A 23,696-nucleotide genomic window follows, 5' to 3' on the forward strand; every position below is an offset into this window, starting at 1 on the left:
CGCGGGTTTAGCGGCATTTCCACCCTTCCTTGGCGCCGCGGCGGAGGATGAGGGGGCGCATCAAGTAGTTCTTCGTCCCGCAGATCTTCGCGCGGGTGGCCTCCATGGACGGCTTGTCGCCACCGGCCTCGTAGGCCAACTGAAAGATGTAGAGATCCTGCACGTCGTCGCGTTTGGCGATGTCCACCTTCTTCGCGAAGGCGACGGCCTCCTTCGTCTTGCCTTGGCGTGCTGCGAAGAAGGTCTCCAGTGCGGCGAGGCCGTCAGGGTCATTCTCCTGCATGGCCAGCGCTTGGTACGAGGCTCGCGCATCGTTGGCGGCGGCGAGCGCCTTCGCGCGCTTGTCGCGTGGGGCGGCCAAGGCCATCTCGAGCAGAATGTACGCACGATCCCATCGCTCGTGCAGCCGAAGCTCGGCGGTCCGCTTGGCCGGCAACGTCCCATGATCCAAGGTGACGCGCATCGCGTCGGCCTCCGCGAGTGCGCCGGGCAAATCGTCCTGCGCCCATTTGAGCCAGGTCAGCTCGTTGTGAAGCCAGAACTCGACGTCCTCGTCGGGATGCGCCTTGGCCTCGGGCACGAGGGCCGCGAGAACCTTGTCGGCCTCCGCGACGTCCTCCAGCGCCACGGTGCTCGCCTTTTGGTACATCGCCTTGTAGCGGTCGCGCAGCTTGACCAGTGGCGGTGCGGCGATGCGCTCCACGATGTCCTTCACGCGGTCGTTCGGGATGGGAATCGACAGATCGTAGTGCGCAATCTTCCACGCCTGGCCCTCGCGCACGATCGTGCCGCTTCCGCGGGAGGGGCCGAGGTTTCCGGTGTGCAAATCCTCGTCGAACCACGCCGTCTGCCCGTCCGCCGCAACGGTGATTCCCCGCCGTGTGGCGCGAAAGCTCCACGCTTTCCCCTTTTCGAAGTACGGGTGGGCGAAGGCGCGGAAGCCCGCGAGGTCCCATCGCTCGGTGGCATCGGTGCCGAGAAAGATCGCATCCTTGGTGAAGTGCCCGAAGTAGCGCGTCTCGTCGGCCTGCGCGGCGGCCGCATGCCAATCGTCGAGCATCGCCCCGATGGCACGTCGCTCCGCGTCCGCGTCTACTGGCGCGGCGGCCGTCTTTGGCGGGGGCGCCTCTGCGCAGGCCGTGAGCAACAGGGAGAGCGAGAACCCGAGGACGTGAGCTGGACGCACCTGGCAACTCTATCGACAAACGAAGGCGTAGAGCACGAATCGATCGGGTGGCTGCGGCGGGGCCTCGCCCAGGGGGACGAAGCACGCGTCGGTGACGGTCGGATCGCCGGCATGGCGAACGAAGGCTTCGCGGTTCCACCTCCAATCGGCGAAGTGGGTCATGCTGCGGGCGCGCGCGAAGGCGGCCATGCGGTGGCCGTGAAACGCCGCCCTGGCGGCATCGTCCACCACGCCGTCGAGGTTCAGCACGCGCACGTTCCGGCCATCGGCAAAGTACGAGAGCGCCCCGCTTTGAAGCGCACCCACCACCGCCCCCGGCGGGGCCATGTCCAAGATGGCCCGTGCCGCCTCGCCGTAGCCTTTGGCGCCGTGCAGATCCTCGTCGGGTGTTCGCGCGGGGCGTGCGAACACGTAGCCTGCGTCGACGGCGCACGACACCGCGAGCACGAGGGCCGCGGCGTTGCGCGCCCAAGGCCACGCCCGATGCCCCACCTCCGCAAGATGCGCAATGCCCACCGCCGCGAGCAGTGCGAGCGCTGCATGAACCGGCGCGAGGTAGCGAGGAAAGAACCACATGGCCGGCACGTACAGCGCGTAGAACGGAAACAGCGCCAGCGCGCCCGTGACGAATCCCGCGACGGGACGCGCCATGCGCGCACGCCACACCGCGGCCACCAACGCGAGCGTACCCACCGGGGCCACCACGGCGGTCAGCCAGGTTTGCCGGTAGAAGAAGAGGCGCAGATCGACCAACCGCGCGAACCACGGCTCCAAGGCGGCACCGAGCGCCCATCCCACCTGGCCGAGCGTCGTCAAATAGCGCGCGCGATGCTCGGCGACCTGCTCCCGCACCGCTTGGCCGCTGGTGGGAACGATGCTCCCGAGGCGAACGGCCTCGTAAGCCCACCACGGCGCCACCACCAGCCCCGCACCCAGCGTCATCCACGCCATCCAGCCCGGGGCGCGCGCCGGCGTCGCGCGCAGATTCGTCAGCGCCAGCACCCCGAGAACGATGACGCTGTCGACGCGCGCCAGCAGCGCCAGCCCTGCCAGCGCACCGGTGAGAAGCCATGCGCCGCGTGTCGATCGTTCGCGCGCCGCGCACCAGGCCTCCACGCACCCGAGCTCGCACACCACGGCCAGCGATGTCTCCAGTCCGCCCATCGCGTTGGCGATGGCCATGGGCGAGAGCGCCCAGAACGCGCATGCACACCATGCCGCCAGCTGATGGCCCGTCGCACGCCACGCGAGGCGCGCGAGCAAGAGCGCGCTCGCCGCGTCGGCGAGGACCAACACGAACCACGCCCAGCGAAGCGGCCCGACAGGGTCGTCGGTGACCCAATAAGCGGGCGCGACCAGGAAGGCGATCAGCGGTTGAAAGCCATTGGTCAGCTGCGTCCCATCGATGGATGGGCCCCACCCGCGCGCAAGTCCTCGGGCAATGCCCAAGGTGTAATACGTGTCGTCCGGCACGAAGAGCCGATCGAGCACCGTCGCATCGCGCACCACGAGCAGGAGCCGCAGGAGCAAACCTGCCGCCGCGATGCCCCAGGCCGAAGTAGGGGGCGCCCGCGTCAGTTGCGGCGCGGCTTCTTTCGGCACTTTGGACAGACGCCGTACATCTCGTGCTTGTGGCTCTTCAGCTCGAAGCCGTATTGCGCCGCGACTTCTTCCTGCAGATCCTCGATGCGCGGCTCCTCGAACTCGGTGATTTCGCCGCACTCGATGCAGATCAAATGGTCGTGGTGGTGCGCTTCGTCGGCCAGCTCGTAGCGGGTGAGGCCGTCGCCGAAGCGGCGCTCGAAGGCCACGCCGCACTCGGTGAGGAGCTTCAACGTGCGGTACACGGTGGCGTAGCCGACGCGCGGGTCCTGCGTGCGCACTTGAGCCAAAAGCTCCTCGATGCTCACGTGGTTGGGCGCCTGGAAAAACGTCTCGATGATGAGACGGCGCTGGTCCGTGGAGCGCAGCCCTTTCTTGGCCATGTGCGCGTGGAGCAACTGCCGGAAATGTTCCAGGCTCGCCTGCGCGTGGCGATTATCGGTCGGATGCTCCATCTTCGTCGCCATGGGCTTTATCTAACATTTCGCCGTCCTTACCGCTCGCGTCAAGCCAAGCTTCATGGACCAGCTCGTCCAACCCGCAATTGATTTTCGTTTGCTGCGTTTTCAGGGACGCTCGACCGGGAGGCCATCGGACTCCCAACCGAGAAATCCTCCTTCGAGAAATGCCACGGCAACATCTTGCTCGGCGAGGCGGGACGCCAGCTCTTTGGACTTGTCACCGGCGCGGCAATAGAGGACGGGCCGGTCGGCCAGCATGTAGAGCTCCGCGAGGCGGGTTTCGATCTCGTCGAGCGGCATGTGGGCGGCGCCCGGGATGTGGGCGCGGTCATAGGCTGACTTGTCGCGCGTGTCGACCGCGGTGACCATGCCTTGGCGGATGGCCTCGGCCAGCTCGAGGGGCTTGATGGCGCCTTCTGCGCGCGGCAAGTAGGGCTCGACCATCGCGAGCATTTGCTTCTTGCCGATGGCGCCGACCTGCACGTCGACAATGCGCTGCTGGGCGAACACCATGAAGGTGGGCACGGATTGCACCCGCAGCTCGCGCGCGAGCATGGGCGAGCGGTCGATGTCGACCTTCACCACTTTGACCTTGCCGGCGTTCTCGCGTGCGAAGGCCTCGACCTGGGGGGCGATTTGTTTGCAGGGGGCACACCAGTCGGCGGAAAATTCGATGAGCACCGGCAGCTCGCTGGTGAGCACCTCGCGCTCGAACTCGCGCTCGCTCACCTGCGTGATGGCCGAGTCGCCCGGCGCTCCTTTTGCTCCGCCGCCACCCACCTTCGCCGGGGCCGCGCCACGCGCGCCAAGCTGAACCGGACCACCGACCGCCTTCTTCCCACCGAGAATCGACATGGGCCCCACGATAATCATCGCGGCCCGAGAATTCACCTCCTTCAAACGCGCAGTCGCGGATCCAGCGTGTCGCGCAGGGCCTCCCCCACGAGATTGAGCGAGGAGACGACGGCGAAGACCGCGAGTCCGGGTACGACGAGGAGCCACCACGCGCCGCTGTAGTCGCGGAGCTCGCTCAGCATTTCACCCCACGAGGCGGTGCCGGGTGGAACGCCGACCCGAAGGAACGAAAGCGAGGCCTCGATGAGCACGACCTGGGCAATGCCGAACATGGCGGCCACGACGATGGGCGCACGCGCATTCGGGATGATGTGCCGGAGCAGGACCCGCCACGGTGAAGCCCCCAGGGCGCGTGCCGCCGTGACGTAATCGTTCGACACCACCACGAGCACCTCGGCGCGAACGAGGCGCGCAATCTCCGGCCAGCGCGCGAGCGCGATGGCGACGAACAGGGTCGTGCGCGTGGGGTGGGGCAGGAGAGCCTGCACCACCAGGACGAGAACCAACGTGGGAAACGAGCTCAAAATCTCGATGGTGCGCGACACCAGCCCGTCCACGACGCCGCCGAGAAAGCCCCCGAGGGCACCGAGCACGCTCCCCACCGCGAGAAACGCGACCACCGCGAAAAGCGCCACGCCGAACGAGGTGCGCGTGCCATGAATGACGCGCGCGAGCACGTCACGGCCCCGGCCATCGGTCCCCAATGGGTGGGCGCGGCGCGCGAAGGGTGGAAGGAGCGCATCGCCCTTCGACTCCTGCGCGGCCCCGAAGGGAACGAGCGGTCCGAAGGCCCAATCCTCGGCGGCCATCTGCCCGGAGGCGCGGGCCTCCACGAAGCCGGCCAACTCGGGTGGGTGCGTGACGTTGGGCAAGATGTACGTCTTGCCGGAGACCCGGCAAAGCATGGGAAACTCGCTGGCGACGAGGTCCGCGACCACCGCGAGAAGCGCGAAGAACGCGAGCACGATCGCCCCGGCGTAGGCCAGACGCGATTGCCGCAGGCGCGCCATGGCCGCGCGCATACCGGCGCCGGGTGCGAGCATGCTGGACGGAGGTCCACCACTTGACGGCGCCGGAGGTTCCTTTCTCACGCGTGAGATCCTTCGCGTCGCAGAAAGAGCTCGCGCACGCGTGGGTCGAGCACGGCGTAGGCGAGATCGCTCACGATGAGGCCGACGGTGGAGACCACCGCGGTGAGCAAAATGGTGGCAATGAGCCACGCGTTGTCGTGCCCATCGACCGCACGCAGCGATTGGTAGCCGAGCCCCGGCACGGCGAACACCTCCTCGACGATGAAGGCTCCGCCGATGAGCGCGGGGAGCTGCAGCCCCGCCAAAGTGACCGTGGGCATCATCGCATTGCGCAGCGCGTGCACCACGAGGACGCGCAGCTCCGAGACGCCCTTTGCCCGGGCAGTGCGCACGTAGTCGAGCCCGAGCACCTCGAGCATCGCCGTGCGCTGGTAGCGCGAGAGGCTCGCCAGCGACGCCACGGTGAGCGCCAGCGCCGGCCACACGATGCGGCCCGCCGACCCAGGCGGCATGACGCGGACGAAGATCTCCGCGACCCAGAACGTGGGCAGCGAATACAGGACGAAGAGCACCAAGGCGAGCGTGCGATCGACGGCCCTGTTGTGGCGCCATGCGCTGAGCAGCGCGAGCGGCAGGGCAATGAGGTAGCTGGCGAGCATGGCCAGCCCGGTGAGCGAAAACGTGATCTGCGCGCCGGCCATCAGCTTGGGAAAAATGGGCCGGTTGTCGATGGGGCTGACCCCGAATTGCCCTAGCGCCGCGCGCGCCAGCCACTTGCCGTAACGCGTCTCGCTCACCGCGGCGGTGATGCGCTCCGGCCCGGTGAAGGCGACGTAGTCACTCTTGTGCACGTACCACCACGCCATCCACGCGTCGGCCGTTTGCCGTGGATCCGCTTGCGCGACGTCGGGCGCCTCGACGGAGCGGCCGGTGGCGTGGGCCGCGAGCTCGGCGAGCCGCAGGATGGTGCTCCTGTCGTTCCTGTCGCGCAACTCCTTCAGGGCGAGCATGATCTCGCCGAGCGCGAAGGTGTCGATCTCGATGATGTCGCGCTCGCGCAGCTCGCTGGTGTGGCGCAAGAGGCGCGATACGGTGCGTCGCACGGAAGGCTCGGTGAAGTCGAGCGAGCGATCCTCCCAGAACCGCGTCCAGAACGCCGCGGCCCGCTCCGCATCGCGCAGCTCGGAGGGCTGCCCCACGCCCATGCGCTCGCCGATGGGCGCCAGCGCGAGGGCGACCTTCGCGCGTGCGGCGGGCGCGAGCCGATCGAACTTGGGCAGCACGTGGGGAAGCGCCGCGCCGCCGAGGCGGGCCAACGTGTGGGCGGCGAGCAGCGCGTGGGGATCGTCGGCCGCGATGTGCGCCACCGCGTCTTCCGCGCGCGAACGGACATCGGCCGGGTGCTCGTTGACGAAGAGGGGAAGGTCCAAAAAGCGCTCACGCCGCTCTTCGTCGAGCGCATCGTACACGGCGGGCTCCAGCGCGACCAGCGCGTCGGGGGAGGCGATGGCGGGGGGCTCCGGGATGAGGCTCGTCAACAAAAAGACGATGACGCTGATCCCGAACAACGTCGGAATCGCCCAGAGAAGCCGCCGGGTCGAAAACCTTAGCATCCCTTCGTCGAAGCCCCTTGCGCGTGTCTTCGCATTGGGAAAACACTTCTTATCATGAGCTCTGCAACCTTCGAGGATCTGAAAACCGTCGTCCGAGCTTGGATCGAAGCCGACCCCGATCTCGAGACCCAAGCCGAGCTCCGCGCGCTTTTGGCCGCGGCCGATCCGTCGGGCACCGATTTGGCGGACCGATTCGCCGGGGCGCTCGAATTCGGAACCGCGGGGCTTCGCGGCGTGCTGGGCGCGGGGCCGAATCGCATGAACCGCGCGGTCGTGATCCGCACGACGTGGGCGCTGGCGCAGTACTTGTTGACGCAAAATGTGGACGCGAAGAAGCGCGGCGTGGTCATCGGCTTCGATGGACGGAAGATGAGCCGCGAGTTTGCATCCGACGTGGCCAGCGTTTTGGCGGCCGAGGGCATTCCGTCGCACGTGTTCGAGGACCTGGCACCGACACCGCTCACGGCCTTCGGGGTGACGCATCTTTCAGCGGCCGCAGGCGTGATGGTCACGGCGAGCCACAACCCGCCCGAGTTCAACGGGTACAAGCTCTACTGGGGCGACGGTGCGCAGATCGTGCCGCCCATCGACGTGGACATTGCAAATCTGATCCTGCGCGCACCCGCAGCCCGCGACGTGCGCCGCGTCCCGCGCGCCGAGGCGGAAAAGAGTGGTCTTTACCGCGCGTTGGATGGCACCGTCGAGCGCGCCTACCTCGACGCCGTGCGCGGCCTGGAGGTAAATCCAGGTGGCGCCCGCGATTTGCGCATCGTCTACACGCCGCTGCACGGCGTGGGCGATCATCTGATGCGCGCGGCCTTGGCCGAGGCGCGCTTCACCAACGTGACGACGGTGCCCGAGCAGCAGAAGCCCGACGGCGCGTTCCCCACGGTGGCCTTCCCCAACCCGGAAGAGCAAGGCGCCATGGACCTCTCCTTCGCGCTTGCGCGCAAGCAAAAGGCCGATCTGGTGCTGGCCAACGACCCGGACGCCGATCGCCTCGCGGTGGCCATTCCCCACGAGGGATCGCCCAGCGGATACCTGCAATTTACAGGTAACCAAGTGGGCGTGCTGCTCGGACATTACCTGCTCACCGAGCGCAAAGTGGCGCAAGACCCGAGTGCGCAGAAGCGCCTGGCGCTGGCCTCCTTGGTCTCGTCACCGATGCTGGGGAGCATCGCGCTCGCGTTGGGGGTGCACTACGAGGAGACGCTGACCGGCTTCAAATGGATCGCGCACCGGGCGATGGATCTCGAGAAGGAGGGCCACCGCTTCGTCTTCGGGTACGAAGAGGCCCTCGGCTACACGGTGGGCGACGTCGTGCGCGACAAGGACGGTATCAGCGCCGGCGTGCTCCTCGCCGAGATGGCCGCGGTCCTGAAAGAGCGCGGCCGCACCCTGGGCGGCGAGTTCGAGCTTCTCGCGCGCAAGTACGGCCTTTTCGTGAGCGGCCAGATCAACGTGACCCACAAGGGCGCGGCCGGCGCGGAGGAAATCCGCAACATGATGACCCGGCTGCGTGAAAACGCGCCGGAGCGCGTGGGCGAGCTGAACGTCGTCGCCGTCGTCGACATCGCCGCCGGCACGCGCCGCCACGTTGCCGATGGCAAGGTGGAGCCGTTCCACCTTCCCAAGAGCAACGTCATCGTCCTGGAGCTCGCGAGCCGCAGCCGCATCATCGTGCGCCCCAGCGGCACGGAGCCCAAGATCAAGGTCTACATCGACCTGCGCGAACCCGTCCTCGAAAGCGAAGCCTTCTCCGAAGCCGAAAAACGCGGCCAGGCCACCCTGACCGCCTTGGGCAACGCCTTCAAGTCGATTTTGGGGATTTGACGATCCGGACGACGCGCGTTTCATACGGCGGCTCGACGATCGGAAAATCGTCGATGCCGCCGTAGATCGCATCGATCGGTATCTCTGCCTCGCAGATCGCGAACGTGCCGGATTCGACGCGTTGCCAGGTCCATCGGTCGTGTCCGCGGCGATAGATCTGCACGTGTTTCTCGTTCTGGGAGACCAAGACGTACTCTTGCAGCGACGGGAGCGTCGTGTAGCGGCTCACTTTCAGGGTCTTGTCGATATGCTCCGTGCTTGGCGAGAGGATCTCGAAGAGCGCGCGTGGATTCACGAGTGCGCGCCCGCGAATGGGGTCGTAACGAGCCGGCTCGCACGTGACGATGACATCGGGAGCGAATCCATCGTCCGTTGCTTCGACATAAATCCCCATCGGGCCTACCACGTGGCATCGGCTCGCTAGAGCGTTTCCCAGCGTTCGAATCAGGGAGCCCGTCAGGAATGCATGCCTCCCTGAAGGCTGGTTCATCGCCACGATGCGTCCATCGAAGAGCTCGTAACGGCGGTCGTCCGGCGGCGTCATGTCGCAGAATTCCGCAAACGTGACGCGCTGCCGTGTGCCTGCCGATTGGCTCATGCTTCGACTCCCTTTGGGACAGGATACTCCCTACGTCGGTCGAAGCTACTCCTGGTACATCGACTCGATTTGCGCGGCCCAGTTCTGGTTGACGATGCGGCGTTTGACCTTCAACGTCGGCGTCAGTTCGCCTTCCTCCATCGAGAGGGCGCGGGGGAGGATGATGAATTTCTTCACCGTCTCGACCTTGGCCAGGTGGGCGTTGGTTTCGTCGATGGCCTTTTGGATCGCGGCGCGGATGGCGGCGCTCTCGTGCAGGCTGCCGTTGACGGCGATGCCGTGCTCCTTTGCGAACGCGCTCGAGGCGTCGGGATCCAAGGTGATGAGCGCGGTGAGGTACTTGCGGCGATCGCCGATGACGATGGCTTCGGACACCAAGGGGTGCGTCTTGATGCTCTCCTCGATGTTCTTCGGCGTGATGTTCTTGCCGCCCGCGGTGATGAGGATCTCCTTCTTGCGGCCGGTGATGTTCAGGAACCCCTCGGAGTCGAAGACACCGAGATCGCCCGAGTGCAGCCAGCCATCGACGAGACTCTCGCGCGTGGCCTCTTCGTCCTTGTAGTAACCCATGAAGACGTTGCGGCCGCGTACCAGGATCTCGCCGTCGGCGGCGATCTTCGATTCGACGCCCGGGAACGAGCTGCCCACCGTGCCGAAGCGGATGTTGCCCGGCGCGTTGAACGTCGTCGGTCCCGAGTCCTCCGATTGCCCGTAGACCTCTTGGATGACGATGTCGAGCGACGCGAAGAACTCGAGCACGTCCTTGCCAATGGGCGCCGCACCCACCACGAAGATGCGCGCTCGCCCCAGGCCGATGGCGGGCTTCAACTTCGAGAACACCAGCTTCGTGGCGACGGCGCGACGAAGCCGCAACAGCGGCGGCACCTTCTGGCCTTTGCAGACGTAGGCCGAATGCTCGGTGGCCGTGCGGCGCGCGAAGGCGAGGATCTTCTTCTTCGCCCCCTTGGCATCGGCCATCTTGGCGGAAATGCCTGCGTGCATCTTTTCCCAGATGCGCGGTACGCCCAGAAAGACGGTCGGCTGCACCTCTTTCAGGTTGTCCGGCACCTTGTCGATCGACTCGGCGAAGTACACGCTGAAGCCCGCCGTGACGGGCAAATGCAGCGAAAACATCTGCTCCGCAATGTGCGGGAGCGGCAAATACGACAGCGTGCAGTCGCCCGGCTGGCACGGCACGACCTTCATCGCCTGCTCGGCCGTCCAGGCCAGGTTGTCGTGCGAGAGCATCACGCCCTTCGGCGGCCCCGTCGTGCCCGACGTGTAGATGAGCAGCGCCAGCCCGGCCGGCTTCAGCGCGTGAAGGCGCTCGTCGAATGCGGTGTCGGGCACGTCCTTGCCCTTGGCGAGGAAGGCTTCCCACGAGAGCACGCGCTCATCGTCCGGCGAAGGGCCTCCGCGCATCACCACCACGTGCCGCAGCTTGGGCATGTTGCCCCACTGGGACTTCACCTTCTCCCAGTGGTCGCGCGTCTCGATGAGGAGCACGGGCGATTCCGCGTGGTCGACGATGTACTGGATCTCGGTGGCCGAGCAGGTCGCGTAGACGCCGGCGGCGGCGCCCCCCGCGGCCATGGTGGCCAGGTTCATGATGACCCACTCGGGCCGGTTGAAGCCCAGGATGGAGACGCTTCCTCCTGGGGAAAGTCCCAAAGCTATCAACGACTTACCGGCGTTTTTTACCTGCTCGGCATAGCCTTTCCAGCTCGTGGGTTGGTAGACGCCCCCCTGTTTTTCATAGTAGGCGGGTGCGTCGGGTTGGGTTCTCGCTTGGTTGAAAAGTCTGTCGACGACGGTCTCTGCCACGCGTCCAGAGTACGAGAACTTTGGAAGCCCGCCTTGACAAAGTGCTCGCTGTTGAGGATAAACCCGCCTCCCGCATCCTCGTAGCGTCCTAAACGTCGAACCTGCTTTCTACCTCGGCCCTTAAGCAGCCGAGCCCGAGGCAGGTACCTACGGGAGCGATTCAAAGGTGACCGGCCATGCCGAAGATGAAGACCAATAAAGCTGCCTCCAAGCGATTCCGCGTCAGCGGGACGGGACGCGTTCGTCGTCCGAAGCAGGGTGGCAACCACGGGATGCAGGAAAAATCACGCAAGCGTCTGCGCCGCCTTCGCAAGAACGACATGGTGGACAAGACGCTCCAGAAGAAGATCCGCAGTCTTCTTCCGTACGGCTGACACCGAGCAGGTGTTTGGGCCAAAGCGCTGATTTTCGACCTTATTTAGGAGCATCCCATGCCGCGCGCAAAACGAGGATTCAAGGCACGTCGCCGTCGTAACCGTATTTTGAAGCATGCTTCGGGCTTCCACAGCGCCCGTTCGCGCCTCTTCGCCTATGCGAAAGAGGTCGTGATGAAGGCGTGGGTCTATGCCTACGCTCACCGCAAGCGCAAGAAGCGTGACTTCCGCCGTCTCTGGATTGCCCGCATCAACGCCGCCGCCCGGACCAACGGGACGAGCTACTCGCGTTTGGTGCACGGCCTCAAGAGCGCCAAGGTCGGCCTCGACCGTAAGGTGCTGAGCGATCTCGCGATCACGGACGCGGGTGCGTTCCAGCAGATCGTCGATCTCGCGAACAAGAGCGTCGTCAAGCAGGCGTAGCCAAGCCTGCGTCGAGGAGCCGCAGCAAAAGCTACGACCAAAGTAGCTTTTGCTTAGATCGGCGTCGCCAAAGGCGAGCCTCGGCGTGTATTAAGTGGCCGCTATGTCCGAAGGCGCAACATCGCCGGTTCAATCGAATCTTCTCGAATCACTCGACGCACTCCGCACTGATTTTGCGCGCCGGTTCGAGGCCGCCACGACCGAGCAGGTCCTTCGCGAGGAAAACGCGAAGATCCTCGGCAAGAAGGGCGAGCTCACCCAGATCCTGAAGCAGATGGGCAGCGTCCCCGGTGACCAGCGAAAGGCCATCGGGGAGCGCGTCAATACGCTGCGCAAGGAAGTGGAGGATGCGTTCGCCACGCGGCTCGCGGCCATTGCGCGCGCCAAGCGCGACGCGGATCTGCACGCACCGCCGTTCGACCTCACGCTTCCCGCCCGGGAAGTGGTGGCGGTCGGGCACCGGCATCCCATCACGCGGATGCGCGAAGAGCTGGTGACCATCTTTCGGTCGCTGGGCTTCGCCGTGCACGACGGGCCGGACGTCGACATCGAGGAAAACAACTTCACCAAGCTGGGCTTCCCGCCGGATCACCCGGCCATCGACGAGCAAGACAGCTTCTGGACGACGTCGGGCCACGTGCTGCGCACGCACACGAGCAACGTGCAGGTCCACGCGATGATGGGGCAGAAGCCGCCCTTCGCGTTCATCGCGCCGGGCACCTGCTACCGCCGCGACGACGACGTCACGCACTCGCCGATGTTTCACCAAATCGAGGGATTCCTCGTCGACGAGAAGGTGACCTTGACGCACCTTCGCGGCGTTTTGTCCGAGTTTGCCGCGCGTCTGTACGGTGAAGGCACCAAGGTGCGCTTCCGAGCCAGTTACTTCCCGTTCGTGGAACCGGGGGCCGAGGTGGACGTGCAATGCGTCTTCTGCAAGCAACCCGACGGCACGAACAAGGGCTGCAACGTGTGCAAGCACTCGGGCTGGATCGAGATTCTCGGCTGCGGAATGATCGATCCACGCGTGTTCGAGGCGTGCGGGATCGACTCCGAGCGGTACACCGGCTTTGCCTTCGGCATGGGCATCGAGCGCGTGGCGATGCTTCGCTACGGCATCCCGGACATCCGCCTGCTGTTCGAAAACGATCCGCGTTTCTTGGCGCAATTCTAATTCATCAGAGGAAGAACCGATGCTTGCCTCGTATCAGTGGCTAAGGTCGCTCGTGCCGCAGTTGACGGCCCCGCCGGAAGACGTTGCGGCGCGCCTGACATCCGCAGGCCTTGAGGTGGAAGGCTTCACCGCGTACGGCGCGGGCAGCGAATCGTGCATCATCTCGCGCGTCGTCGCCGTGCGGCCGCACCCGAATCGCGCGAATCTGCGCCTGGTGACGGTGGATCGCGGCGGTGGTGCACCGCACGAGGAGCTCGTGTGCGGCGCGCCCAACGTGCCCGATCCGGGCGGCCTCGTGGTGCTCGCGCCGCTGGGCACGCACCTTCCGGCGAAGGGCCTCACCCTCGAGAAGAAGGCCATCGGCGGCATCGAGAGCGCGGGCATGCTGGTGAGCGAGTCGGAGCTCGGCCTCAGCGACGATCACGATGGCATCATCGTGCTGCCGCCGGACTTCGCGCAGCCGGGCACCCGCTTCTCGGACGCGGTGCCGGAGGCGCGCGACACGATTTTCTCCATCGGCGTAACGCCGAACCGCCCCGATGCGCTGGGCCATGTCGGCATCGCGCGTGAGGTGGCGGCGCTCTTCGGCTTTCCGTGGTCGCCGCCCGACCCGACCTTGCCGGAGCCTCCGGTGCGCGACGATGCGACCAAGATGGATTCTCTGGTGCGAATTCGCATCGACGACGGCGAACGGTGCGCCCACTACGGCACGGCGATTTCGCTGGGGGTGACGATTCGGCCTTCGCCGCTGGGCATTCGCTACCGGCTTTCGGCGCTGGGGGTGCGGCCGATTTCGAACGTCGTCGACGTGACGAACGTCGTCATGCTCGAGTTCGGACACCCGCTGCACGCGTTCGATTTGGACCTGGTTCGCGGCGCGGAAATCATCGTGCGGCGGGCCCGTCCAGGCGAGACGATGCGCACGCTCGACGACAAAGAGCACCAGCTCACCGAAGACGATCTCGTCATCGGCGATGCCGAGGGCCCCACCGGCCTCGCGGGTGTGATGGGCGGCGCGAACAGCGAGATTCGCCCGACCACGAGCCGCGTGCTCATCGAGTGCGCGTACTTCGACGCACGCAGCGTTCGTCGCACGTCGCGGCGGCATGGTTTCCACACGGAGGCGAGCCATCGCTTCGAGCGCGGTGTCGATCCCGGTGACACGCGCGCGGTCCTCACGCGCGCGGCCGCGCTCATGCAGGAACTGGGTGGCGGCACGGTGCTCTCCGAGGTGCGACTCACCACGGCGCGGGAGATCGCGGCGGCGGTGGTGCGGCTTCGTCTCTCGCGGGTCGATCAGCTCATCGGCGTGCATGTCGCGCAAGACGAGGTGACCGGCATCCTCAAGCGCCTCGGCTTCGTCATCGATGGTCAGGAGGGCGACACGCTCGTTCTCAAGGTGCCCACGCACCGGCCGGACGTGACGCGTGAGGTGGACGTCATCGACGACATCGCGCGCATCCGCGGGCTGGAGACGTTGCCGGCGGTGCTCCCTCCGATGCACCCGCGCCTCGACGTGGGCGGGCAAGAAGAGGCCGTGCGCCGTGCGCGGGCGGCGGCCGTGCAGCTCGGGTTGTCCGAGGCGCTGACCTTCCGCTTCATCGCACGCCGATGGCTCGAGGCAGTGGGCGCACCTCCGCCGGCCCTCACGGTGGCGAACCCCATGTCGGAGCGCGAGAGCGTGATGCGCACGTCGCTCCTGCCCGGGCTCTTCGAAGCGGTGTCCCGCGCCTCGCGGCACGGCGAGCACGATGTGCGGATGTTCGCCATCGGGCCGGTGTTTCTCGCGGCCCCGCCGTCGGACAAGGCGCCGCCGGCGGAGGAGCGCGTGACGTTCGCGGCGGTGCTCTCCGGCGACCGCCCGAGCTACCTCACGAAGCCCGTCGCCTACGACGTGTGGGACGCGAAGGGCGTGGCCCTCGGCTGGCTCGCGAGCATTACGGGCGGGCGCGAGGCCAGCGCGGTGCGTGCCGAGGAACACGAGCGGCCTCACCATCTGCACCCGCGTGGTGCGGCGTTCCTCCTGCTCGAGGGTGAGCGCGTGGGCAATTTCGGTCCGGTGCATCCCGACGTGGCGGACGCGTTCGAGCTGCCGCAGGGCGTGCTCGCGATCGAGATCGACTTGGCGAAGATCCTCGCCGCGGGCCCGCGCGATCCGAAGTACGTGCCCATCCCGCGCTTCCCGGCCAGCGTGCGCGATCTCGCGGTCGTCGTGCCCGACGGCGTTCCCGCGGGCGAGGTCGAGCGCGCGGTGCGCGAGGCGGCGGGTGCACTCGGCGAGTACGTGACGCTCTTCGACCGGTACGTCGGCGGCGGCGTTCCTGCGGGCCATGCGAGCCTGGCCTTTCGCATCGTGTACCGCGTTGCAGACCGCACGCTCACCGATGCGGAGGTCGACGCGCAGCACACGAAGGCCATCGAATCGGTACAAGCTCGCTTTGGGGCAACGTTGCGCGCATAATCGCGTCGCCCGTGCGTCATGGCGAATCCCTCCCCGAATGATCCCTGGATTGGGGCGGTCCTTGCGGATCGCTACCGGTTGACTCGGTCGCTCGGATCCGGCGGCATGGGAAGCGTGTACGCGGCCACGTCCCTCGAGACAGGCCAGTCGGTGGCCATCAAAGTGCTCCACCGGGAGTTCCTCTCCGATGCGGGGGTGCTCTCGCGCTTCCTGGAGGAGGGGCGCACTTGCCAAAAGCTGGTGCATCCCAACATCGTGCGCGTGTTCGGCACCGGCCACGCGCGCGTGGATGGCGCCTCCCAAGTGCATGCCGAATTGCCGTTTCTCGTGATGGAGCTCCTCGAGGGCGTACCGCTCAGCGCGTACACGAAGAACGGCGGTCGCGTGCCACTCACGCAGGCCGTGCCCATCGTTCAGGCGGTGCTCTTCGGCCTGGCCGCCGCCCACGCCGAGGGCATCGTCCACCGCGATTTGAAGCCGGAGAACGTCTTCCTGGCGCGCGAGCCCAATGGGCAATTCATCGTGAAGATTCTCGACTTCGGCATCGCCAAGGTGATGGACGAAGCCGGCGGCATGGGAAAGAAGACGAGCACCGGCATGCTGCTCGGGACGCCGGCGTACATGAGCCCGGAGCAGATCAAGAACTCCAAGGACGTCGACCCGCGTTCGGATTTGTTCTCGCTGGGGGTGCTCTTTTACGAGATGCTCGCGGGCGCCCCGGCTTTCCCTGCGCCCAACGAATTTGCGAAGCTGTCCGCCGTCCTGACGACGGAGCCCGAGCCCATCGAGCGTATCGATCCGAAGCTCGCGTTTCTCACGCCGTTCATTGCGCAGTCGATCGCCAAGGATCGCCAGCAACGATTCCAATCGGCCGCGGCGATGATGCATGCCTTGGCGGCGGTGTTGGGCCACGATTCAGGAACGGCCCCGCAAGCGGGTCCTGGGGGTTCGCACAGTCGGGCGCAGGCGCAGCCGCTCTCGCAGCTTCCCGAGGTGCCATTCACGGCCACGGCGCGCGTGGCGCAGACGCCGTTCACCGGCGGTGTGCCGCCGCGGTTGTCGGAGAAGCCGCCCTCGATCGTCGCGAGCGAGGCAATCATTTCCGCGTCGCCCATTCCGATGCCTGCGCAGGCAGGAGTGGCCCCGCATGCGGAGCCTGGGGTGGGAACGCTTGCCAGTGCGGGGGCGGGCATTTCGGATGCGCGCCGTCGCCTTTTGGACATGCCCATCTCGTCGAGCGATACGCTGGCGAGCGCCCGTGGGAATCAGCATCCGGCGCACGAGCCTCCGCCGCAGGTGGTACTGGTGGCACCGTCTTCCGGCTCCGGTGCACTGTCATCGGGTGACTCGCGCGGTGTCGCGCCTTGGGTCGTTGCGGCGTTGGTGGCGGCGGCGCTGCTGGCCGGTTTTATTCTGGGTTTCGCCGTCGCCCGGGCGATGTAGCCCATGCTAGCTTAGGACTGCCATGACAGATTCGGTCGATCCGCGTTATCTCGAGCTCTTTCCCGCGTGGCTTCGCTCGCTGGGCGAAGACGTCGCGGCGTTCGGCGAGATCATCCAAGGTGGATATTCGGAGCCGGTCAAACAATACGCGGCCGCCGGATTGAATTACCTCTTCAAGTCGCTCGACTTGATCCCCGATGGCATCGACGATCTCGGGTTCTGCGACGACGCCTTCGTGCTCCGCGTGGCCGCGGCCCTCGCGATTCAAGAGGACGCGGCAGCCAAGGACGGCACCTTGGGCCGTCTGGCCAGCGATACGGAAGCATTGCGCGATTTCCTCGGCGAGGATTACGAGCGCCTCGAGGCGTACGTGAAGACACTGCGCAAGGGCGCCGCACGCGGCCGCACCGTCGAAGACATTCTGAACGACGAGACGATCCGCGCTTCGTTCTTGACCGAGGTGAATGCCTGGTCGCAGGCCTTTCAGCCGCCGGGCTTCACGCGCGATCCAAAGACGCTCATCAAGCTCCGCGCTTTCCTGAGCGCAAAGCTACCGTAGCGCCCGAGAGAGAGTTCACAGGAAGACGGGAAGACGGGAAGGTTTTGAGGGTTTCCAATCGGCCCACTTAGACCACTGGAAAACCCAAAAAAGCGTTCCGCGCGTTCCGTGCCGGTAGTCCTTCCCGTCTTCCCGTCTTCCTGTTCAATCCTCAGGTAGGTCGACCTTAGGGATTGCGGCTTTCGGGGCCGTAGTTCGCTTTCGAGGTGATGTGCGGCGTGTTGGGCTGGCCGTGCATGTTCTCCATGAGCTCTTGCAGGAGATCGCGCACCTCGGGCTTGCCCTTGAGATGGTTCAACAGCAGCGTGGATACTTCGCTGAAGGCCTTCTCGAAGGCGAGGCCTTCGCGCGTGCGGGCGGCGACTTTTTCGCGGCCTTGGGCCAAGTCTTCCTCGAGCGCCTCGGCGTAGCGTGATAGCTGCGCGCGAAGCTCTTCGATTTGACGGCGCAGATCGCGCGCGTGCGCATCCTTGATGCCCGCCTTCTGCTCGCGTTCGGCGAGGTGCTCCTTGCGCGCCTCCACCAACGCCGCGGCGGCGCCCGAGCGCTCGAACGTCGCGCGAAGCTGGACCAGGCCGAGCCCCTGCGTGAGCGCACTCTCGGCTTGCGCCTTGGCCGACGCCGACGCGCGCTCGGCGACTTGCACCAGCTCGCGGATGCGCGCTGCCTCGTGCTGCTCGCCCGTCACGTCGCGCAGCGCGCGCGATTCCTCGTGCGCGAGCTCCTCCACCTTGCGACCAATTTCCGCACGCAGCGCGCGACCGCGCCGCTCCAGCGACTCCAGCTTGCGCGTGTGGCTTGCCACCTCACCCTCGAGACGGCTTGCGCGCGCAGCCAGATCCCACGCTTGCGCGACCGCGGCCTGCAGATCCGCCGGCGCATTCGCCGACGGGTACGCACGGCTCACCATGCGCGAGAACAGTGCCGCGCGGTTCGCCCATTCGGTCACGCCCGGCGACTGCGGCGGGGGAGGGGGCGGCGGCGGCGCGAGCTCGCCCACCGTGTTCACCTCCCACGCGGTGCTGGGGATGGAGCGCTGGAGCGACTTCAGCTCCTCGTGCAGATGGTGCGCATCCTGGAAGCGCTTGCGCCGATCCTTCTCGAGCAGCTTCAGCACGATGACTTCCGCCGCGGGCAGCACGTCCGGCTTGATGGCGCGCGGCTTCGGCGCCGCCTGCGCGCGCTGCATCTCGAGCAACGTCTCGCGATCGCTCGAGCGGAAGGGCAGCTGGCCGGTGAGCATCTCGAAAAAGAGAATGCCCAGCGCGTAAAGGTCGCTCTGCGGCACGGCTTCTTCGCCGCGGGCCTGCTCCGGCGACATGTACTCGGGCGTTCCGAACACCGCGCCCTTGGGCGCGAGGCGCGGATCCATCGCGAGGTGCGCGAGCCCGAAGTCGAGGATCTTCACGAAGTCTTTCCGACCTCCGCGCGTCGACAGCAGAATGTTGTCGCTCTTCAGGTCGCGGTGGACGACGCCCAAATCGTGGGCGCGTGCCAAGGCGGCGGTCATCTGCTCGAGGATGTCCAAGCTTCGCGCCAAGGCCATTGGCCCGCGTGCCAGCTCCGTCGAGAGCGCCGTGCCGACGAGGTACTCCATGACGAGATAGAGCTCGCCCTCCTCGGTTTCGCCAATATCGTGAATGTCGATGATGTGCGCGTGATCGACACGGTTTGCGGCGCGCGCTTCGCGCAGCATCCACGCGCGCAGGTGCGTCTCACCCCGCAGATCAGGCCTGATGAGCTTCAGCGCGACGAGCCGATCGATCAGTACATGGCGCGCTCGGTAAACGACGCCCATTCCCCCTTCGCCGGCGCGCGCTTCCAGTCGATAGCGTCCAGCCACGACGCGCCCCAGCATCGGGTCGGCGGGTTTTGCGGAGGAGGGCGTACGATGAGGCTGCGGCTGATTCACTCCGGTCGAGCCTAGCAGTCCTGACCCGCACAAACCAAGCGTGCCGATACCTTCGTGGACGTCTCGCCGATCGGTCGGCCGCCGGCGTAACCGCAGGCCCATCCAAAGGCCCGGGGGCGGTCGATACGTGAGTGAAAAAGCCGGGCCGGCGCTCTCTTAGAACGTCGCCTTGAAGATGGGCAGCCGAAGCTCCGTCACTTGCTGCACGCCGAGCTGCTTCCGCTCCTGAAGCGAATAGCTTTCGCGCACTTGCGGGAGCGGGATGCCCATGCGGAACCCTGCATCGCGGTGCAGGTCGAGCAACGACATCGGCACCGCGGGCGGCTTCGCCGGGCTCGTCGCGGGCGGTGTGGACGGCGGAGGCGAGGGCGGCGGCGTGGTGGCCGATCCTCCCCCTTCGAGCACCACGCCCCCACCCGGGCGACCCGGATCGGCCGGCGGTGCATTCGTCGGTGCGCGATCTTCGCTGGCGGCGTCGCTCGGCTGGTAGCGCGTGGCGTTGAGGACGAGAACGACCGCCGGGATGACCAGCGCAAGGCCGCCCGCGAGCATGTACGTGGGCACGCGTCCGTCGTCGGAGAAGGAAGCCTGCTCGATCGCGTAGCCGGCGAAGCCACCGCCGACTGCGCCGAGGCCGCCGCCGATGACGTAGGCCCAGGGGCTCTTCACCTTGAAGAGCGACATTGGAATGGTCACGACCTCTGCGCCGAGCAGCGCGCCGCCTGCAATGCCTTTGCCGTCGGGCGAAACTTCATCGGCGCGTGCCACGCCGGGGCTCACCGTGAGCGTTGCCGTTGCGAGTGCCGTGGCCGTGACGGCCGCCAAAACTCGACGCGCGGATGCTACGGAAAACAGCTCACCCAAAGTCGTCATCCCAGATCCTCCGGTCATGAGTTTCGCGAACCTACCACGACGTTCATGGGTTTTCAGGCTTTGTTGCCGAGGTGACAGTTGGCCCGGCCCCGTAAGGTCGGCAACGACGTGGTGTTCGGACGGCGGCAGCGAGAAGAAACCGGCGGGACCGGCGCGATGTGTGGTTCAGAAAGTCAGGATCGCGTCGAGTTCTGGCGATCGTCGTGCTGGGGACGGGCTAAGGCGCCGGCCTCGCCGGGGAAGTTTCGCTGCCGCTGCTCGGCTGCAAAGAATTGGCGAGTCTGCCACGACCTTTCGCCTTTTACGTTAGGGTAGGCACGTGGTCCCTTTGATTCGGCCTGCAGCGCGGGATGCCGTCGCGTTTTGCCTGGGCATTGCGGTGCTTGCCCTCGGTGCGGGGGCGGTGCGTGTCCTGCCTTGGGCGCTCGACTCAACCGTGCCCTGGGCCGTGGCACTACCTTTTGCACGAAGCGTGGCGATGCTCGCGCTAGAGGCGGCGGTGCTTCTCGGGTGGCCGCTCGGATGGGCGCTGGCCACGCACCGTTTCGTGGCGGCGGGCGAGGCGCGCGTCTTTGCGCTGCTCGGCGAGACGCCGGTGCGCACGATGGTTCGTCTTCTGCCCAGCGGTGCGGCCTTCGCCTGTGTGCTGGCGTTGCTCTCCTTCATGGGCGGGCGCGATGCCCGCGCACCGGGGCGCGTGCTCGGGGAGCTCGTGGCCGAAGGGCGCGCGTCGTGCGTGGCCGATCCTGCGGCACCACCGCGCGCGATCACCATTCCGTTCCTTCGTGCGAGCTGGCTCTGTGCACCGGATCGTGAACCGCGGCTGCTTGCACCCTCGCCGCTGGGCAACCTCGTGGTGAACGCCGCCGATGCGCGGATTGCCGAAGATCTGCGCCGCATCGAGCTCGAGGACGCGCGCTTCACATTGGGCTCCGACAAGAGCATGGCCCACGTGCGCGCCGGCGCGATGGAAATCCGCGGGCTGCCGCCATGGGCGCAATCGTCGAAGCTTCCGCCCTTGGGGCGCGCGCTGCTCATGGTCGCGAGTGCCTTTGCAGCGTCGGCGCTCGTCGTCTTTTTGCTGCTGTCCGAGCGGCTGCGCGGGCGTGCCGCCGGGTTGGCGGTCGCAGCGTCGGGGCCGCTGGCCGCGCTGGGCATGCTTCGCGCGCTCGAGCGTCAGAGTGGTGCGGGCTTCCTGCCTTTTTTCCTTTTGCCGCTCGCGGCCGTGGTCGCGGTGCTATGCAGCACATGGCTCGCCGCGTGCTTGCCGAGAAACGGCGTCACTGCTAGCACATGACACAGATTCTCCCGGCACTTTGCCGTGGGAGTGTGATTCGATTTCGGAACCAGAAGCAAACGAGGACTACCATGGGGTCAATGGGTTGGCCGGAGCTCTTGATCATCGCGTTGATCGCCGTCGTGCTGTTCGGTGCCGGCCGTCTTGCCGATATTGGCAAAGGTCTCGGTCAGGGCATCAAGCACTTCAAGAAGGGCCTCAAAGAAGCTGAAGAGGTCGGCAAAGACGACGAGGAAGTCGCGCCGAAAAAGTTGCCCGAGAAGAAAGAAGCCTGACGCGCCGCGCCAGCCGGTGCTAAACGCATTTCGCGAGCCGCCGTGACCTTCATTTAAGGAGGTCGCGTGGGGCGGCTCGATGGAAAGGAGTGCGTGCCGTGCCTCAAGGTCTAGCGAAACGCCTCAGCGTGATTGTTCCGAGCATCACGCTGCAAGTGAGCGCGAGGGCGAATGATCTGCGCTCGCGTGGGATCGACGTCGTGAACTTCGGAGTGGGTGAGCCCGACTTCGAGCCCCCCGCCTTCATTCTCGATGCGGCCAAGAAGGCCATCGACGCGGGGCAGACGTCGAAGTACACGGCGGTGACCGGCATCGCAGCACTCAAGCAGGCCATTTGCGCGGCGACGGAGAAGAAGCGCGGCTTCTTGCCGACGCCCGATCAGATCACGGTGAGCGTGGGCGCGAAGCACTCGCTCTTCAACGTGGCCCTCGCCTGTTACGAAGAAGGCGACGAGATCCTCATCCCGACGCCCTGCTGGGTGAGCTACCCCGAGCAGGTGCGCATGTTCGGCGCCGAGCCGGTGCTCGTGCCCACCAGCCAAGAAAACGGCTGGCGTCTCACGCCGGACGATCTCGCGCGCGCGCTCACCCCGCGCACGAAGGCGGTCATTCTGTGCACGCCGTCGAACCCCACGGGCTCCGCGTACACCGAAGAGCAACTCAGCGCGCTGCTCGAGGTGCTGCGCAAGCACGACTGCTACATCGTGGTGGACGAGATTTACGGCGACTTGGTGTACGACGGCTTCCGTCACGTCTCCGCCGCGAAGATCGCGCCCGACTTGCTTTCGCGCCTCATCATCATCGACGGCGTGTCGAAGTCGTACGCGATGACGGGCTGGCGCATCGGCTGGTCCATCGCCCCGAAGCCGCTCGCGAAGGCGTGCGACGTGGTGCAAGGCCAGAGCACGACGAACCCCACCGCGGTTGCGCAGCATGCCGCCGTGGCCGCGCTCACCGGCCCGCAGGAAGAAGTGGAAGCGATGCGCGGCGTGTTCCAGAAGCGTCGCGATCTCATCGTCTCGGCGCTCAATGCCATTCCGGGCGTGCGCTGCCGCACCCCCGAGGGCGCCTTCTACGCCTTCCCCGACTGCCGCGGTCTGTACGGCATCCACTACAAGGGCAAGCCCATCTCGAACGACGAAGACCTCGCGTTCTTCCTCCTCGAGAAGGCCCACGTCGCCGCCGTCCCCGGCGGAGCCTTCGGCGCCCCGGGCTACCTCCGTTTCAGCTACGCCACGAGCGAAGACCGTATCGCCAAGGGCATTGCCTCGATGCGCGCGGCCGTCGAAGCCGCGCGCCAAGAAGGCCAATCCGCCTCGGCGGGTTAGCCGCGCGCATCGCGCTTCAGTAGCCCGGCATTTGGTCGGCGGGTAAGTGGAAGCAGGTACAGGAAGGATCGCCCGTGATGCAGTTGCATGGGGCGGTCCTTTCGTTTTGGTAGCGATGGTAGGGGGTCAGCTGTTCGTGGGCGCCGGGTAGGGGCTGTGCGAGATCGCGGTGGGATGGGACCGTGATGGCGGGGGAGAGTCGGTTGTAGTGCGGGCAGGCTCGCTGGCGCACACTGATGAGGACCGCCATGGCGGCGATGAGCACCGCAGTGGCCATGGGAATGAGGCCAACCCACGCGAGGGGCGGGCGCGGAATGGCGATCAGCTTTTGCTCGAGTTGGGTCTCGAGACGCGCGTTGCGCCGTTCGAGTTCCGCTTTTTCCGCTTCGAGTTGCGCGATGCGGGCGTGCGACGCTTCGAGCTCGTTGCGAAAAGGGGCCATGAGCAAAGCTTGACCCCACGTGCGTCGCGCGCAAGCGAGTGCGGCGCGTCGGAGAAATCTCTACGGTTGCGCTCTGACGCAGCCAAAAGATCGCGTTGACGGGAAACCCGAGGCAAGCGACGGTCGAAGCAC

Annotated in this window: 21 protein-coding genes; 10 read left to right on the forward strand and 11 right to left on the reverse strand. The window is 66.4% G+C overall.

All coding sequences use genetic code 11. From position 1 onward, the window contains the following. Window positions 1-7 precede the first annotated feature (7 nt). From LVJ94_08385 to LVJ94_08410, 6 genes are all read right to left on the reverse strand, one after another. Window positions 8-1,186, reverse strand: a complete 1,179-nt coding sequence (locus LVJ94_08385) for a nuclear transport factor 2 family protein (protein ID WXB07252.1) — start codon at window positions 1,184-1,186, stop codon at window positions 8-10. Between the two features lie 9 nt (window positions 1,187-1,195). Next, entirely contained in the window at window positions 1,196-2,788 is a 1,593-nt protein-coding gene (locus LVJ94_08390) for a hypothetical protein (protein WXB07253.1), read from the reverse strand. Continuing rightward, on the reverse strand, window positions 2,761-3,255 hold the full coding sequence (locus LVJ94_08395; protein ID WXB07254.1) for a transcriptional repressor: 495 nt from the start codon (window positions 3,253-3,255) through the stop codon (window positions 2,761-2,763). The genes LVJ94_08390 and LVJ94_08395 overlap by 28 nt, the downstream gene beginning before the upstream one ends. A 99-nt stretch (window positions 3,256-3,354) precedes the next feature. Continuing rightward, on the reverse strand, window positions 3,355-4,104 hold the full coding sequence (locus LVJ94_08400; GenBank protein WXB07255.1) for a thioredoxin domain-containing protein: 750 nt from the start codon (window positions 4,102-4,104) through the stop codon (window positions 3,355-3,357). Window positions 4,105-4,145: 41 nt separating this feature from the next. Continuing rightward, the gene (locus LVJ94_08405; GenBank protein ID WXB07256.1) at window positions 4,146-5,195 is read right to left on the reverse strand and encodes an ABC transporter permease; all 1,050 of its coding nucleotides are present in this window, start codon (window positions 5,193-5,195) and stop codon (window positions 4,146-4,148) included. Beyond that, window positions 5,192-6,748, reverse strand: a complete 1,557-nt coding sequence (locus LVJ94_08410) for an ABC transporter permease (protein ID WXB07257.1) — start codon at window positions 6,746-6,748, stop codon at window positions 5,192-5,194. Before LVJ94_08410 ends, LVJ94_08405 begins: the two co-directional genes overlap by 4 nt. Before the next feature lie 54 nt (window positions 6,749-6,802). On the opposite strand from LVJ94_08410, the gene LVJ94_08415 reads away from it, so the two are divergent. Continuing rightward, the gene (locus tag LVJ94_08415) at window positions 6,803-8,581 is read left to right on the forward strand and encodes a phospho-sugar mutase (protein WXB07258.1); all 1,779 of its coding nucleotides are present in this window, start codon (window positions 6,803-6,805) and stop codon (window positions 8,579-8,581) included. Here LVJ94_08415 and LVJ94_08420 read toward each other — a convergent pair. Together LVJ94_08420 and LVJ94_08425 are read right to left on the reverse strand one after the other, a co-directional pair. Beyond that, window positions 8,559-9,179, reverse strand: coding sequence for a Uma2 family endonuclease (locus LVJ94_08420; protein WXB07259.1), 621 nt, complete (start codon window positions 9,177-9,179; stop codon window positions 8,559-8,561). The two genes, LVJ94_08415 and LVJ94_08420, sit on opposite strands and share 23 nt — an antisense overlap. Window positions 9,180-9,224: 45 nt before the next feature. After that, window positions 9,225-11,003 (reverse strand): long-chain fatty acid--CoA ligase, encoded by a 1,779-nt coding sequence (locus tag LVJ94_08425; protein WXB07260.1) that lies wholly within the window; start codon window positions 11,001-11,003, stop codon window positions 9,225-9,227. Between the two features lie 176 nt (window positions 11,004-11,179). Between LVJ94_08425 and rpmI the strand changes: the two genes are divergently transcribed. The 6 genes from rpmI (at window position 11,180) to LVJ94_08455 (ending at window position 17,437) form a co-directional block, all read left to right on the forward strand. Further along, a complete protein-coding gene (gene rpmI / locus LVJ94_08430; GenBank protein WXB07261.1) occupies window positions 11,180-11,377 on the forward strand; it encodes a 50S ribosomal protein L35 in 198 nt (65 codons plus the stop codon). Window positions 11,378-11,434: 57 nt separating this feature from the next. Then, window positions 11,435-11,800, forward strand: a complete 366-nt coding sequence (rplT, locus tag LVJ94_08435) for a 50S ribosomal protein L20 (protein ID WXB07262.1) — start codon at window positions 11,435-11,437, stop codon at window positions 11,798-11,800. Between the two features lie 103 nt (window positions 11,801-11,903). Then, entirely contained in the window at window positions 11,904-12,974 is a 1,071-nt protein-coding gene (gene pheS, locus LVJ94_08440) for a phenylalanine--tRNA ligase subunit alpha (GenBank protein WXB07263.1), read from the forward strand. A 19-nt stretch (window positions 12,975-12,993) separates the two neighbouring features. Then, window positions 12,994-15,435: a phenylalanine--tRNA ligase subunit beta gene (gene pheT / locus LVJ94_08445; GenBank protein WXB07264.1), complete on the forward strand. Its 2,442-nt coding sequence runs from the start codon at window positions 12,994-12,996 to the stop codon at window positions 15,433-15,435. Window positions 15,436-15,540: 105 nt separating this feature from the next. Next, window positions 15,541-16,878 (forward strand): serine/threonine protein kinase, encoded by a 1,338-nt coding sequence (locus LVJ94_08450; GenBank protein WXB07265.1) that lies wholly within the window; start codon window positions 15,541-15,543, stop codon window positions 16,876-16,878. 22 nt (window positions 16,879-16,900) lie between these two features. Further along, on the forward strand, window positions 16,901-17,437 hold the full coding sequence (locus tag LVJ94_08455) for a DUF1232 domain-containing protein (GenBank protein WXB07266.1): 537 nt from the start codon (window positions 16,901-16,903) through the stop codon (window positions 17,435-17,437). A 166-nt stretch (window positions 17,438-17,603) separates the two neighbouring features. Here the strand turns inward: LVJ94_08455 and LVJ94_08460 are convergent, their stop codons facing one another. Together LVJ94_08460 and LVJ94_08465 are read right to left on the reverse strand one after the other, a co-directional pair. After that, complete coding sequence (locus LVJ94_08460) at window positions 17,604-19,280, reverse strand: protein kinase (protein ID WXB07267.1); 1,677 nt, start codon at window positions 19,278-19,280, stop codon at window positions 17,604-17,606. A 225-nt stretch (window positions 19,281-19,505) separates the two neighbouring features. Then, window positions 19,506-20,222 (reverse strand): hypothetical protein, encoded by a 717-nt coding sequence (locus LVJ94_08465; protein ID WXB07268.1) that lies wholly within the window; start codon window positions 20,220-20,222, stop codon window positions 19,506-19,508. Between the two features lie 319 nt (window positions 20,223-20,541). Here LVJ94_08465 and LVJ94_08470 point away from each other — a divergent pair, with 319 nt between their 5' ends. The 3 genes from LVJ94_08470 to LVJ94_08480 all read left to right on the forward strand — a co-directional run bounded on the left by LVJ94_08470 (window position 20,542) and on the right by LVJ94_08480 (window position 23,122). After that, complete coding sequence (locus tag LVJ94_08470; protein WXB07269.1) at window positions 20,542-21,519, forward strand: hypothetical protein; 978 nt, start codon at window positions 20,542-20,544, stop codon at window positions 21,517-21,519. A gap of 98 nt (window positions 21,520-21,617) precedes the next feature. Beyond that, window positions 21,618-21,794, forward strand: coding sequence for a twin-arginine translocase TatA/TatE family subunit (locus LVJ94_08475; GenBank protein WXB07270.1), 177 nt, complete (start codon window positions 21,618-21,620; stop codon window positions 21,792-21,794). 98 nt (window positions 21,795-21,892) lie between these two features. Beyond that, window positions 21,893-23,122 (forward strand): pyridoxal phosphate-dependent aminotransferase, encoded by a 1,230-nt coding sequence (locus LVJ94_08480; GenBank protein WXB07271.1) that lies wholly within the window; start codon window positions 21,893-21,895, stop codon window positions 23,120-23,122. 16 nt (window positions 23,123-23,138) lie between these two features. On the opposite strand, the gene LVJ94_08485 is transcribed toward LVJ94_08480, so the two are convergent. Further along, window positions 23,139-23,564 carry a hypothetical protein gene (locus LVJ94_08485; GenBank protein WXB07272.1) on the reverse strand — a complete coding sequence of 142 codons (426 nt, stop codon included), beginning with the start codon at window positions 23,562-23,564 and terminating at the stop codon, window positions 23,139-23,141. Between the last annotated feature and the right edge of the window lie 132 nt (window positions 23,565-23,696).

This window comes from Sorangiineae bacterium MSr11367, from assembly GCA_037157805.1.
Classification (GTDB): Bacteria; Myxococcota_A; Polyangia; order Polyangiales; family Polyangiaceae; genus Pendulispora; species Pendulispora rubella.

Bases quoted from the DNA above. Each gene is read 5' to 3' on its own strand.
- LVJ94_08395 (WXB07254.1), bottom strand. From the start codon at position 3,255: ATGGCGACGAAGATGGAGCATCCGACCGATAATCGCCACGCGCAGGCG.
- LVJ94_08400 (WXB07255.1), bottom strand. From the start codon at position 4,104: ATGTCGATTCTCGGTGGGAAGAAGGCGGTCGGTGGTCCGGTTCAGCTT.
- LVJ94_08410 (WXB07257.1), bottom strand. From the start codon at position 6,748: ATGCTAAGGTTTTCGACCCGGCGGCTTCTCTGGGCGATTCCGACGTTG.
- LVJ94_08415 (WXB07258.1), top strand. From the start codon at position 6,803: ATGAGCTCTGCAACCTTCGAGGATCTGAAAACCGTCGTCCGAGCTTGG.
- LVJ94_08420 (WXB07259.1), bottom strand. From the start codon at position 9,179: ATGAGCCAATCGGCAGGCACACGGCAGCGCGTCACGTTTGCGGAATTC.
- rpmI (WXB07261.1), top strand. From the start codon at position 11,180: ATGCCGAAGATGAAGACCAATAAAGCTGCCTCCAAGCGATTCCGCGTC.
- rplT (WXB07262.1), top strand. From the start codon at position 11,435: ATGCCGCGCGCAAAACGAGGATTCAAGGCACGTCGCCGTCGTAACCGT.
- pheS (WXB07263.1), top strand. From the start codon at position 11,904: ATGTCCGAAGGCGCAACATCGCCGGTTCAATCGAATCTTCTCGAATCA.
- pheT (WXB07264.1), top strand. From the start codon at position 12,994: ATGCTTGCCTCGTATCAGTGGCTAAGGTCGCTCGTGCCGCAGTTGACG.
- LVJ94_08450 (WXB07265.1), top strand. From the start codon at position 15,541: ATGGGAAGCGTGTACGCGGCCACGTCCCTCGAGACAGGCCAGTCGGTG.
- LVJ94_08455 (WXB07266.1), top strand. From the start codon at position 16,901: ATGACAGATTCGGTCGATCCGCGTTATCTCGAGCTCTTTCCCGCGTGG.
- LVJ94_08465 (WXB07268.1), bottom strand. From the start codon at position 20,222: ATGACGACTTTGGGTGAGCTGTTTTCCGTAGCATCCGCGCGTCGAGTT.
- LVJ94_08485 (WXB07272.1), bottom strand. From the start codon at position 23,564: ATGGCCCCTTTTCGCAACGAGCTCGAAGCGTCGCACGCCCGCATCGCG.